Origin of the sequence: Streptomyces sp. NPDC052236, from assembly GCF_044548015.1 — a bacterium.
Taxonomy (GTDB): Bacteria; Actinomycetota; Actinomycetes; order Streptomycetales; family Streptomycetaceae; genus Streptomyces.
The window spans coordinates 261,661-274,244 of record NZ_JBIUBL010000010.1; the positions used below are offsets into that span (position 1 = coordinate 261,661).

The 12,584-nt window shown below is 68.3% G+C and carries 9 protein-coding genes and 1 pseudogene; 6 read left to right on the top strand and 4 right to left on the bottom strand.

Features of this window, described 5'->3' with window-relative positions:
* Nucleotides 1-45 precede the first annotated feature (45 nt).
* Nucleotides 46-2,670 (top strand): cellulosome protein, encoded by a 2,625-nt coding sequence (locus ACIHCQ_RS19390; protein ID WP_399663581.1) that lies wholly within the window; start codon nt 46-48, stop codon nt 2,668-2,670.
* 787 nt (nt 2,671-3,457) lie between these two features.
* Entirely contained in the window at nt 3,458-4,030 is a 573-nt protein-coding gene (locus ACIHCQ_RS19395; RefSeq protein ID WP_399663541.1) for a hypothetical protein, read from the top strand.
* Nucleotides 4,031-4,034: 4 nt separating this feature from the next.
* Here the strand turns inward: ACIHCQ_RS19395 and ACIHCQ_RS19400 are convergent, their stop codons facing one another.
* Nucleotides 4,035-7,748: a helix-turn-helix domain-containing protein gene (locus tag ACIHCQ_RS19400; RefSeq protein WP_399663543.1), complete on the bottom strand. Its 3,714-nt coding sequence runs from the start codon at nt 7,746-7,748 to the stop codon at nt 4,035-4,037.
* Between the two features lie 459 nt (nt 7,749-8,207).
* On the opposite strand from ACIHCQ_RS19400, the gene ACIHCQ_RS19405 reads away from it, so the two are divergent.
* Together ACIHCQ_RS19405 and ACIHCQ_RS19410 are read left to right on the top strand one after the other, a co-directional pair.
* Nucleotides 8,208-9,383, top strand: coding sequence for an acyltransferase family protein (locus tag ACIHCQ_RS19405; protein WP_399663545.1), 1,176 nt, complete (start codon nt 8,208-8,210; stop codon nt 9,381-9,383).
* A gap of 46 nt (nt 9,384-9,429) precedes the next feature.
* Nucleotides 9,430-9,771 carry a hypothetical protein gene (locus ACIHCQ_RS19410; RefSeq protein WP_399663547.1) on the top strand — a complete coding sequence of 114 codons (342 nt, stop codon included), beginning with the start codon at nt 9,430-9,432 and terminating at the stop codon, nt 9,769-9,771.
* Here ACIHCQ_RS19410 and ACIHCQ_RS19415 read toward each other — a convergent pair.
* Nucleotides 9,765-10,118, bottom strand: a complete 354-nt coding sequence (locus tag ACIHCQ_RS19415; RefSeq protein WP_215016539.1) for a VOC family protein — start codon at nt 10,116-10,118, stop codon at nt 9,765-9,767. The two genes, ACIHCQ_RS19410 and ACIHCQ_RS19415, sit on opposite strands and share 7 nt — an antisense overlap.
* Nucleotides 10,119-10,191: 73 nt before the next feature.
* On the bottom strand, nt 10,192-10,323 hold the full coding sequence (locus ACIHCQ_RS19420; protein WP_399663549.1) for a hypothetical protein: 132 nt from the start codon (nt 10,321-10,323) through the stop codon (nt 10,192-10,194).
* A 23-nt stretch (nt 10,324-10,346) separates the two neighbouring features.
* On the opposite strand from ACIHCQ_RS19420, the pseudogene ACIHCQ_RS19425 reads away from it, so the two are divergent.
* A pseudogene (locus tag ACIHCQ_RS19425) lies at nt 10,347-10,907 on the top strand (transposase).
* Between the two features lie 229 nt (nt 10,908-11,136).
* A complete protein-coding gene (locus ACIHCQ_RS19430) occupies nt 11,137-11,685 on the top strand; it encodes a DUF1062 domain-containing protein (RefSeq protein ID WP_399663551.1) in 549 nt (182 codons plus the stop codon).
* A 227-nt stretch (nt 11,686-11,912) separates the two neighbouring features.
* Here ACIHCQ_RS19430 and ACIHCQ_RS19435 read toward each other — a convergent pair.
* Nucleotides 11,913-12,584 (bottom strand): IS4 family transposase (locus ACIHCQ_RS19435; protein ID WP_399663553.1); only part of this gene is annotated, 672 nt, incomplete at its 5' end.

The window sequence follows — 12,584 nt, forward strand, 5'->3', positions numbered from 1 at the left end:
AGAACGGAGGGAGCCGTCGCCATCGCTGCGGCCGTTCTCGCCACCATGCTTGCCATCCCCTCGGCCGGCACAGCCCAGGCCGCGGAGCCGGAACGGCTCGTCATCGACCTCGCCACCGACACCGGCGCCTTCCACGGCGGCGCCAGCGGCACGCTGTACGGCATCTACGGCGACGGAGCGCCGAGCCGCAACCTCATCGAGGGCATGAACGTCCGCACGGTGTCCACCAAGGCGCAGGACGGCCCGCAGCACCCCGGGGCGGACGCGCTGGAGATCCTGCCGCCGTTCGTGGAATCGGGCGGCAAGGACGTCTACATCTACATGACCGACATCTACCGGGGCTTCCCGTACGAGTGGCCGGGCGCGAACGGTCCCGCGCGGCTCACCGACTTCAAGGAGAAGCTCAAAAAGCAGGTCCAACAGGTCCTGACCATGGGCGACTACAAGGACCACGTCGTCTACGTCCCCTTCAACGAACCCGAAGGGAACATGTTCGGCACCGGCAAATGGAGCTACAACGGGACCTCCTGGCTCAACGATCCGCAGCACTACTTCGCGGCGTGGAAGGACACCTACCGCCTCATCAGGGAACTGGACCCGGACGCCCGGATCGCGGGCCCCAACACCTCCCTCCTCTACAACCAGGTCAAGGGCTTCCTGCAGTACGCCAAGGCCAATGACGTCGTCCCGGACGTGATGACCTGGCATGAGCTGTCCAGCCCCGCCGCGGTCCGCACAAGCGTCGCGAAGTACCGGCAGTGGGAACGGGAGATCGGGATCGACCCCCTGCCGATCAACGTCAACGAGTACGGGCACAACTACCACCTCTCCGTGCCCGGCCAGGTCGTCCAGTGGGTCTCCGCCATCGAGGAGTCGAAGATCGACGCCGACCTGGCGTACTGGAACATCGACGGCAACCTCAACGACTCGGCCGTGGACGCGAACAAGGGCAACGGCCAGTGGTGGCTGTTCAACGCCTACGGCCAGATGTCCGGGCACACGGTCCAGGTGACCGCTCCCCATCCCAACCAGCAGTACACGCTCCAGGGCGTGGCCACGCTCGACGAGGACAAGAAGCAGTCCCGGACGATCTTCGGCGGCAAGAGCGGCGACGCGGACATCGTCTTCGACAACATCGACCCCGAGCTGTTCGGGACGACGGTGCGCGCCACTGTGCAGGAGATCCCGTGGACCGGGCAGGTCGGCGACTCGGCGCAGCCGCTGCGGCTGGCGGACCAGGAGATCGCGGTCGGCGAGGACGGCACAGTGACACTGCCGATGACCGGCATGAACGAGATGTCCGCCTACCAGGTCATCCTCTCCCCGGGCGGAGACGGCGGAGTGCCGGCCACACCCTCGGTGAGCTGGCGGAAGTCCTACGAGGCGGAGAACGCCACCTACACCGGCAGCGGCTACTCCAAGAACGGCCCTGAGGGCACGCCGTCCAATGTCGGGAAGTTCGCCACGTCCGGCAACTACAACGTCGGCGGGCTGCGCACCGGTTCCGACGGGGTCCTCGCCTTCGACGTGGACGTCCCGCAGGACGGCACGTACGACCTGAGCGTCTTCGCCAACTCCTACAACCTGGACGGCCGGGTGAAGGAACAGGGCCCGACCAACGTCTTCCTGCGCGTCGACGGCGAGGACCCGCAGGAGCTGCGGCTGCCGCTCGGCTACAAGTGGGTGGTCTGGGGCCACACCGGCACCACCGTGAAACTGACCGCCGGCAAGCACCGGATCACGCTCTCCGCGAAGGACGCGGACCTGGGCGTCACCAAGGGCGACGCGATCATCGACAAGATGGACCTGGCGCTGCGCGACGAGCACGTGACCGCGCCGGCGATCTACGAGGCCGAGTACGCCACCCTCACCGGAGCCCGGCCCGGCTACACCTACCCCAGCGCTTCGGGCCCGGGTGCTGTCGCATTGCCCAAGAACGCCTCCGCGACCTTCTGGGTCCACTCCCCCACCGACGGCGAATCCACGGTGTCCATCGACCACCTCGGTGGCGGAAGGGCAAGCCTGTCGCTCAACAGTGAGGAGCTCGACCTTCCGAAGACCGGAAGCGGCAAGCCGGGTACGGAGACGGTCAAGATGTTCCTGTCCGGCGGCATCAACAAGATCACCGTCACCGGCACCTCGCGCGAACTGGTACTCGACCGGCTGCGGGTGTCGCGGTCGCAGGGCACTCTGGTGCCCACCGTGTACCAGGCCGAGGACGGCAGTGTCGCCGGGGCGGCTCGGACGACCGACCAGTACACCTTCGCGGCGAACGGCAGGTCCGTCACCGACATCGGCAACGGGACCGCCAACTCCCTCACCATCGACGTGGTGGCCGCCACGTCCGGGCGGCACGCGGTGACCATCCGCTACTCCAACGCCGAACAGGCACCCGCCACCCACTACAACCCCGACCCGATCGCACGCCACGCCGACCTCTCGGTGAACGGCGGCCCGGCCCACAGGATCCTGTTCCCGACCACCTTCCACTTCAACGACTTCCGGGACCTGACCGTCCCTCTCACGCTGAAGAAGGGCACGAACCGGATCACCTTCACGGCCGAGGAACTGCCGGACTTCAACGGCGACACCTACAACCAGTACGACCAGCGATCCCCGTACGCGCCGGTGATCGACCAGATCGGCGTCACGCCACTGACGAAGAAGTAACCCTTCGGATGTCCGACACGGGCAACCCAGCCGGGCGCCGGCCCGGACCTGCCGGGCCGGCGCCCGGCCGCAGCGGCCTTGGCGACGGCCGCCATGCATCGGCACCATTCCGGCTGTCCTCTTCGCTCCGTGGCATCATCAGTCGGCCGCAAGATCCAGCGCAGCCGATTCCACCGGCGGCCATACCGGCCAGCCACCCGCGACGGGCTCGGCCACCGACCGCCACCACGGAACCACCGCTGACGTGTCAGCCGGCTCGAACGGCTCACCCGGCCGAGGCCCGGCACTGGCCATACCAGGAGGCAGCAACGGGCCGTGACGCTCTGGCGGTCCGTGCGGCGAGCAGTAGGCGCAACAACCACCCATGAGGCACTGCGCCTTGGCTGGCCTTCGGCTCTGTACGGCCCTCTCCACCCGCTCTTGGCCCCGTGCCGTCGGCGCGTAGCTCTCCGCCTGCCGGTTCAGCGCTGACCGGGATGCGGTCCAGCGAACTGATGGAGCTGACGGCCGGCTGTCGCCGCACGGACGATACCGACGGAACGGGCCTGGCCCGGCACCGATTGATCAGCAAGGTCGTCCAGGGGCGTCAGCGGGGCGGCGAGGTCGACGAGTGGGTCGTCGTCGAGGAGGTCACCCGCGTCATCGGCCCGGCCGGGCGGCGCCCAGGCCGTCCTGCTGGCGGGCCCTCGCATCCCGGCCGGGGAGAAGGACCGGCTACAGGCCGAGCACGAGCGGTCCATGCGGGTTCTCGAAGAGATCGACAACGCAGTCGGAAAGGCCGGATGGCATGGCACTCAGCCACCAGCAGCGCGACCTGATCGAGCGGCGCATCCACGCGGCCAACGACCGGCTGCCGGCCGGGCAGATCCCGCCCGGCGGCGCCTGCGACGTCAAGGCGCTCGCCCGCGATGCGGGCATTTCCCGCGCGTCCCTCTACCGGACCTGGGGCCACCTCAAGGACGAGTTCGAGAAGCGCCCGGCAGCCGCCTGCTCGGCGGGCCGGCAGCCCGACCCGCGTGAGGCCCGCATCGCACCGTTGCGCGATCCAAACCAGAGGCTCACCAGGAAACTCGTGCAAATTCACACGGAGTTGCACGAGCTCAGGGAGCGTCAGCGACTCCTTCGGTCCGCCCTGGCCGCTAAGGACGACGAGCTCCAGCGGCTCCGCCGCGAGCTGAGCACGTTCAGCAGGACATCCCTGGCTCCCGTCCCGGAACAGCGGGAGGGCGACACCACCAGCCGAGTAAGGTGGCACGATCCCGACGTTCAGGTGCCGGTCGGCCACTTCACGCCGACCGCGATGACGCCCGCGCCGCCTCCGGCGCCCCGCAGGCCGCCGGATTGCGTGGTGATGCAGTGAGGTCCTATCGCGCGGCCGGTGGGCAGCCGGTTTCAGTGGACTGGTCGTGCAGGTAGCGGGACTGTTCCAGAGGGGTGAGAGTGGTGTCGATGGCCTCGCAAATGTTGCGGATCGCGCGGGCCGGGTTGGGCAGATCGACGTTCCACAGCCCGACCGAGCTGCCCGCGCTGATGGCCAGGGTCCGTCCGTCCGGGCTGAACGCCACTGCTGCGGGCGAGCGGGTCGGCAGGGTGATTCTGGCCTGGCTGGTGGCGAGATCCCACAGCTGGACTCCTCTTACGCTGCTTGCGGCCAGGGTGCGTCCATCGGAGCTGAAAGCCAGCGACGCCACCTGACCACTGACACTGAAGCTGTCTTGGAGCTGACCGGTGCGCGCATCCCACGTCTTCACGACTCCGTTACTGCCGCTTGCGGTGGCCAGGGTGTGCCCGTCTGGGCTGAACGCGAGGGACAGCGGGCTCCGGGCGCCCGGCTTGATGGTGCGCTGTGCGCGGCCGGTTGCGGCGTCGAGCAGCGTGACCTGTTCGCCGCCGGCCCCGATGTCCACGACGGCAAGTGTGCGGCCGTCCGGGGTGAACGCCACCGCCCTTACGGATTGGCCGTGGCCGGTGTGGGCGGTGTGTAGTACGCCGGTTGAAAGGCGCCAGATCCGCACCGACCCGTTCTCACCGACGATGGCGAGCCGTGCCCCGTCGGGACTGAAGACCGCCGTGTCGATGGCGCCCAGGGCACGGCTTCGGCGAAGGCGGCCCGTGGCGACATCCCGGACCTCGATCACCCTGTTCTTGCCGGCCCTGGCAGCCAGGGCGCGCCCGGTCGGGCTGAACCCCACAGCCCCGAGGCGGGAACCCGTGAGGGGCAGCTGCTTTCCCCGGAGCGCAAGGTCGGTGTCGGCCGCCAGTGTGGCTTCTCGATCGCCGGTCCTGACGTCCCAAAGCTGTACCGACCCACGGCCGGGCGGCCCTTGGCGAACCGTGGCCATCGTCCGTCCGTCCGGACTGAATGCCATGTCGGAAATGTACGTGCTGGCATGGCCTGACAGAGTGGTCTGCGGGTGCTCAGCAGACAGGCGGTGGACGCGAATGGTGGGGTCCAAGTTGCTGCTGGTCACCAGGGTGCGGCCGTCCGCGCTGAGGGCCACGTTCATGACCCCCCGTCCGTGGTGACCGGCGGTCACGGTTGCCCGCGCTGTGCCGGAGGCGGTGTCCCACAGTCGCACCGTGTCCCCCTGGCCCGGGATGGCGAGGGTCCGCCCGTCCGGGGCGAAGGCCACCTCGTTCACTCCGATGGGACCGTCGCTGATGGTGCGCCGGACGATGCCAGTGGCCACCTCCCGCAGTTGCACCAAACCGTCGGTGCGGACAACCGCGTATGTCCGGCCGTCAGGGCTGAAAGCCACCGCATCGCCCTCAATCTGGCTGTCGTGGGCGGTCCGGGGGCGGCCGGTGGCCACGTCCCACACCCGTACCAGTCCGTTGAGGCTTACCGCGGCGACGGTACGTCCATCAGGGCCGAAGGCGACCGCCTGCGGGTCGGAACGGCTGGTGAAGCGCGTGCGGCCGGTGGCCACGTCCCACACCCGTACAGCCGCCGGGGAGGCGGCGGCCACGCTACGACCGTCAGGGCTGAAGGCCATCCCACGTACCGAACCGTCGGGGACGGTGAGGGTTCTGAGTTTCCTGCCGGTGACCGGATCCCACAGGCCTACCATTGCGCCGGTGCCACCGGCGGTAGCGACGGCGAGGGTGCGTCCGTCGGAGCTGAACGCCGCGACTTCGCTGACGTTGTGGCCAGTGAACGTGTGTCGGAGGCGGCCTCCGGGCAGATTCCAGATCCGCACTTTCCCGTCTCCGCTGTGGGTGGCGAGGGTGTGTCCGTCCGGGCTGAGGGCGATGGAATCCACGGGTTTGGTGCCGCTGATCAGGCGCTTGCGCAGCGGCAGCGCCGCGGCGGCATACAGCGCGGCGGTGGCTTCGCGGGTCGGGCTGGTTCGGTAGGCATGGACAGCGAGCAGTGAGGCGAGGTCGGGTTCGGAGTCCAGCAGTGCACTGGACTGGGCGGCCAGTTGCCGGGACTGGGCCAGGTGCTGGGCGGTGACCGCGCTCTGCCACTGCCCCACGGCGAGGCCGGCGGCGACGAGGGCGAGGCACAGGGCGGCGGTGACCGCGGTGAGCACCAGCCGGTACCGGCGACGGCCCTTCTGCTCGTGGTCGCGGCTGGCGTCGAGGAAGGCGTGCTCCAAGTCGGTCAGGTCCTCGCGCGGTGCGTCGCCGAAGTGTTCCTGGGCGGCGGAGAGCCGGCTTCCCCGGCCCAAAGCTCCCTTTTCGCGACCCAGTTCCTGCCAGGCGTGGGCCGCTTCGGTCAGGTTCCGGTGCACACGCAGGCGTTCGCGGTCTTCCTCGATCCATCCGCGCAGTCGGGGCCAGGCCGTGATCAGGGCCTCGTGGGCTATCTCGACCGCGTCGCCGTCCAGGGTGAGCAGCCGCGCCCCGGCGAGTGCCTCTACCACCTGGGCGGTGTCATCTCGGCCGGTGCCGGGCAGTTCCGCGCGCTTGACGGGGCGGCGGGTGTCGGGGGTGCCGTCACCGGGGGTGACCAGGCGCAGCAACACCCGGCGGGCGGCAGCCGCCTGGTCTTCGGTGAACCGGCCGTAGACCTTCTCGGCGGTCTTGGCGATCGCACCGTCCAGACATCCGGCCGCCTCGTATCCCGCCATGGTCAGTGTCTTGCCGCGGCGGCGGCGCCAGGTCTCCAGCATCGCGTGGGACAGCAGCGGCAGCCCACCCGGCGCGTCGGCGACCTCCTTGACCAGCTGGGTGGTGAGGGCGCGTTCCACGGTCAGTCCGGCGGCCGTGGCCGGCTTGACGACGGCGTCGCGCAGTTCCGCCTGACTCATCGCTCCGGCCAGGAGGTTGGCATCGCGCAGTGCGTCGGCCAGGTCGCGGTGCTCGGCGCAGCGGCCGTAGAAGTCGCCGCGCACCGCCAACAGCACCCGCAGGCGGCTCTCGGGCTGCCGGGCTGTCAGCAACAGATCGATGAAGCGAGCGCGCTCGGCCGCATCGTGGCAGAGGGTGAAGACCTCCTCGAACTGGTCGACGATCACGAACGTGTCCGCCCCGGCGCTGCCGTCGCGGGGAATTGCGGGTGTGAGGAGGGGGGCGTGGCTTCGGGCGGGGCGTTCGCCCGGTGTCAGGATCCTTATCGCGGCCGGGCGCAGGCCCGGCTCCTGAGCGCGCCGGAGGACGGGTATCAGGCCGGCCCGCAGCAGGGAGGACTTGCCGCTGCCGGAGGGGCCGATGACCGCGGCGAACCGCCGACGGCGCAGCAGGTCGACCAGGTTGGCGGTGAGCTGTTCCCGGCCGAAGAACAGGCCGCTGTCCCCGGTCTCGAACCGTGCCAGACCCCGGTACGGCGTGAGTGATCCGTCGTCGTCCCGAGAGCCGTCACCGGCGGACTCCTCCACCGCCTCCTTCCACCGGGCTTCCCATTCCGCCGGGTCTCCACCGCACGCCCCCACATAGGCCAGGGCCACCGGCAGCGTCGGCAACTGCTCGCCCGCCGCCGCCTGCGACAGCGTGGTCACCGAGTAGCCCGCCCGCTGGGCCAGCGACCGGTAGGTGATCCCGTCCGCCTCCGTCCTCAGCTTGCGCAACTCGAACGCGAACCGCTGCACCGGACCCGCCGCCGGATCCACCGGCACCTCACGACGCCCCGCCACACCTTCACCCCCTCCAGCCGCCCCTGCAGCAGAGCGCGCAGCCAATCCATACACCTCTATGACACCCGAAAGGCTCGCGCGCCCCGTTCCATTGTTCGGCCGCCAGAACGGTACTGCCGAACAATGCTCCAGCCGCTGAACTCGGTGATGCGAGCGGCGCGGGGGACCGCTCTGCGGGGAACGCGCTGCTGGTCGTCGGCGACCGGCAGGGGCGGCCTGCAAGCGCACCCAGCAGGTCCACGTCGCCCCGGGGCAGCCGCCTGGGTCCCTTCAAGTCAAGATCCCCGCCCATTGCGGACCGCGCCGACACCCGCCTCACGACAAGCCCAACGAACACCTCACCAAAGAGGACTTTGTCTACGCATGGAATCCCCACCCCTAGTCCCCGCTTCACCGGCGCATTCACTCTCCGCCACATCAGGATTACCAGCTGCCATCGCGACGGCCGGTCCGTCGCGGTTGGGCTGGCTGGACGCGTTGCGCGGCATCGCCGCACTCATCGTGGTGTTCGACCACTCGTCGTATACCTTCATGGCGGACTTCCGGCGGGAGTTGATGCCGCAGTTCAACACCAGCCGCTACGGCATCATGGTGTTCTTCCTGGTGAGCGGCTACATCATCCCCGCGTCGCTGGAGCGCCGGGGCTGTGTCCGGACGTTCTGGATCGGACGGATCTTCCGTGTGTACCCGCTGTGGGCGGCTGTCGTCACTGTGCTCCTTGCCGTCAACCTCTTGGGCATTGCGGAGATGCGTGACCTCGGTCAGCAGAGCGCTGTCACCGTGGCTGTCGCCCACGCCACCATGCTCCAGGAGTTACTGGGGACGCCCAGTCTCCTGCTCGTCCTGTGGACGCTCTCCTACGAGATGGCCTTCTACCTGCTGATCGTCGCACTTTTCACGGTTCGCCTTCACCAGCGGTCTGCGGCGGTCGCGGTCATCTTGGCCGTGCTCGCCGCTGTGAGCGTGACGGCAGGGGTGGTGCTGCCGGCCTCTGCCCTGTCCGGCCTGGTCGGCACCGGCCCGCTGATCGTGTTTGCCTCGATCGCCATGGGGGTCGCCATCTGCTGTGCGAGTGCCAGGTCACCCGTGCTCCGGGGGTTCGGGGGTGTGTTGGGCGGGGTGCTGGCGCTCGTCCTGGTTCCGTTCAATGGCACGGTCCCGCTGTGGGAGGGCTTGGTGATCCTCGCCGTGATGTTCCTCGGCACCGCCGTCTACCGTGCCGAGAACGGTCAGAGCACCTGGCACTACGCGGCTGGCACTGCCGTCATGGTGGTCGCCTGTGCCGTGGGGAGTGCGTACTGGTACGGCGACGGCGACCACTTCACACGGCGCGGCTGGATCGTCGCACTCCTGCTGGCTGTGCTCACCTTCGGCGCCGGACTGGCGTCGCGCCGCCGGCGCATACCGCGGATGCTGACCGGATTGGGAACGATCAGCTACTCGGTCTATCTGGTGCATCCGGTGCTGCTGGCGGTGATCGACAGCACGGTCGGCCGACGGCGGCAGGACAATCTCGTGCTCGAAGTGGCGTTCTTCACCGTGCTGCTGCCCTTGTGCCTGCTGACCTACCGTTACATTGAAGCGCCGAGCCAGACCTGGGGCCGCAGGTTGGCACGCCGCGTGCAGCCACCGTGACGAGCGCCCGTGCCGCACCGGCTTTGCGGTGCCACTGCTGACGCGTGTGTACCCGACACGGGCTGACCGCCGGGCAGCGTGTGATCAGGTCGAGCGGCGGATCCGAGCCGCCGTCGACCGCCTGCCGGCCGGGCACCAGCCCGATCCCCGCCAGGCCCGCATCAGCCGGCTTCGGGACATCAACGAGCGGCTCGCCGGCGAACTCGCCCGCACCAACACCGAGTTCACCCTGCTCAAGGAGCGGCATCGACTACTGCTGTCGGTGCTCGCGGCCAAGGACGACGAGCTGGAACGTCTGCGCCGTGAGCTGAGTACGTTCGCCGGTACGCACGCCGCCCGCTCGCAACGACGGGCAGGGGGACAACGCTCAGTCAGGAGTTTTTACTGACGCCGCTGGCCAAGGACACAGAACTCGTTGCCTTCGGGGTCTGCCAGTACAACCCACGATTGATCACCCTGGCCAATATCAACACGCTGTGCGCCATGAGCCACCAGACGAGCCACCTCGGCGTCCTGGTCATCAGGCCTGAAGTCGAGATGCAGTCGGCTCTTAACCTTCTTGCTCTCATCAAGCCGGACGAAGTCCAACCCCGGCAGGCGATCCGGCTCCGGGCGGATCTCGAACTCCTCATCAGAGGAGTGGACCACAACCCAACCAAGAGCCGTAGCCCACCACTGCCCCAAGGCCACCGGATCTACCGAGTGAACAATTACCTGTTCCCATTCCAAGGTCATCCGCTGAGCTTAGACCAGCCAAGGTTTCGAAAGCAGGTGCTCAAGGCGTCGTCCCCCTGCCCCGCCGCTGATGTCACACCACGGTGATCAGCAGCGCGGAGACCAGCAACGCGGCCTGGTGGAGGGCCTGGTCAGTGAGATATATGCCGTTCATGCCCGCGGCCTTGAGCTCGGCGAAACCCTTAGGGCCTGTCCGGCGGATCACGTGACTGGTTCGGGCCGGGGTCGTTGCGCCCGTCGTGGGACGGGGGAGATCTGACGAACGACGAGTGGGCCCGGCTGAAGCCACATTTATCCAAGGCGGGCCAGCGGGGCGGGCGTTGGAAGAGCCACCGCAAGGTGCTCGACGGGATCCTCTTCCGGGAGCGGACCGGAGTGCCCTGGCGGGATCTGCCTGCATGTTTCGGCAAGTGGAAGACAGCGTGAATGCCACCTCTTGTCGCGCCCACCAACACGCCCCGACAGCACCGCCCCGACGAGGGACTCGCACGCTCCCGGGGCGGACTGACCTGCAAGATCCATCTGGCCGGTGAAGGTGGGCGCCCGCCCGCTGTCATTCGTGATCACACCAGGGCAGTGGGGCGACGCACCGCAGCTCATTCCAGTCATGGAAGGCATCCGCGTCACCCGCTGGGGCGGCGGGTCGCCGGCTTCGACAAGATGATCTACAAGCGTAGGAGCGAGGTCGAGCAGACGATCAACAGGCTCAAGAGCTTCCGGGCCGTGGCCACGAGGCACGACAAGCGGGCCTACGTTTTCCACGGCACCGTCACCGTCGCCGCGATCTAGCTCTGGCTTCGTCCATGATCCGCCGGACAGAACCTGGCGGTGAGGCGCTCGAAAACCAGTGGCACAGCGCCGCTGTGCGCCATTACCGTGCTGCCGAACCAAGTCGTCTAGGCAAGGACGTCCCGTTGTACACCCTGTGAGACCTCCCGAGAGCTGATGTGTCGCGCGTCGCGCATGTGCGCCGCGCTCCTTTTTGCTGCGGACTTCTCACTGAAACCGGTGTACTTCTGTGCTCAATGACTGGGTGGTCATGCCCACCTGCCTGCCGACCGTTCTCCGCCGTTGCCACGCGTGCGCGTCCGAGCGCTTCCGGGCAAACGGCAAATTTCGCGTCAACGCAAACCACAAGCTCCTCGACGCCTGGCTCCTCGTGCTCTGTACCGCTTGCGGGGACACGGCAAAGCTCACAGTCCTGGAGCGAATGAACGTGCGCTCCATACGACCTGGGCTGCTGGACCGGATGCATGACAACGACCCTGGCCTGGCAGCTGAGCTGCTCCAGGATCCGGTCTTGCGGCGCCGTAATCGCATCGCCCTCGACTGGGACAACGCCTGGCGCCTCGACACCGGCGGATCGGATCACCTGGACCGCGAGGTGATCGACATCTCGGTCCGCTTTGCGGCGCGGATCCCTGTCCGGCCGGTACGACTGATCGCTGAAGGTTGCGGTCTTTCGCGGGCCGAGGTCGAGAGACTGATCACGGAGGGGAAACTCGTTTCGGCAGTCCGGCTGAGCGGCAAGCTCTCCGGCGACTTCACCTTCACGCTCAAGCGCTGAGCCCTCCTCGGGACCACGGGCCTGTCCGGCAAGATCCGCCGGACAGGCCCTAGGCCCAATGCTGGTGACTTTAGGTTGTTGCTGGCTGGGCGATGGTGACCGTCGCTGGGGCTGGTAGTGGCCAGTTGCGATGTGCGGCACGTTTGAGGGGCCAGTTGGACATCTTGCGTTTGATCACGCGGGGGCAGGTTCGGTGGCGGCGTGTGGGCAGCAGGCGTTCGGCGATCTCAGCCAGGGTGCGGGTCAGCGCCTGGGCGAGTGTGCCGGGGGGAAAAGGCCGCCTGGGCGGGGACCTGGCGGCGCACGATCCGTAGGGACCGGGTGAAGGACATGCGATCGGGGTCGAGACCGTGCTCCAGGGCGGCCTGGTGCATCAGCTGCCGGATGGCGTGATGAACGAGGAGGAAGCCGTAGATCTCCTGTTCCACGCCCCACGGGTACTTCGAACGCAGGAGGAGTTTCGGGCCGCGCTGGTGAGTTTTGATCTCGTCCAGTGTGGTCTCGATCTCCCAGCGCTGGGCGTAGAGCGCGGCCAGTTCCCCGGCGGGCGCGTGCTGGGGGTCGAGCAGGGTGGTCAGCAGACGGTAGACGGTGGCATCGCCGGTGCGGGCGAGGGTGTACTCGATCACTCGGACCACCACAGGGTTGCGGCGGCTCTTGCGGTCCCGTTCGGCGTGGACCGTGCTGAGATAGGAGCCATCGGCCAGGACCTGCACGACGGGCAGGGCCGCGCTCTTGCGCATCCGCCACAGCAGGTCCGCGCCGGTATCCCGCGCGGCCTGCCACAACTCGAACCCGTAAAAGCCCCGGTCGGCCAGCAGCAGCATCCCTGCCCCAAGCTCGCTGAACAGCTGCCGCGACAGCACCTGCTCGCTCACCGACAGCGGCCCCACCGCCGC

Excerpts from the sequence above, each read along its gene's own strand:
- ACIHCQ_RS19390 (WP_399663581.1), top strand. The coding sequence starts at position 46 with ATGCTTGCCATCCCCTCGGCCGGCACAGCCCAGGCCGCGGAGCCGGAA.
- ACIHCQ_RS19395 (WP_399663541.1), top strand. The coding sequence starts at position 3,458 with ATGGCACTCAGCCACCAGCAGCGCGACCTGATCGAGCGGCGCATCCAC.
- ACIHCQ_RS19415 (WP_215016539.1), bottom strand. The coding sequence starts at position 10,118 with ATGACCTTGGAATGGGAACAGGTAATTGTTCACTCGGTAGATCCGGTG.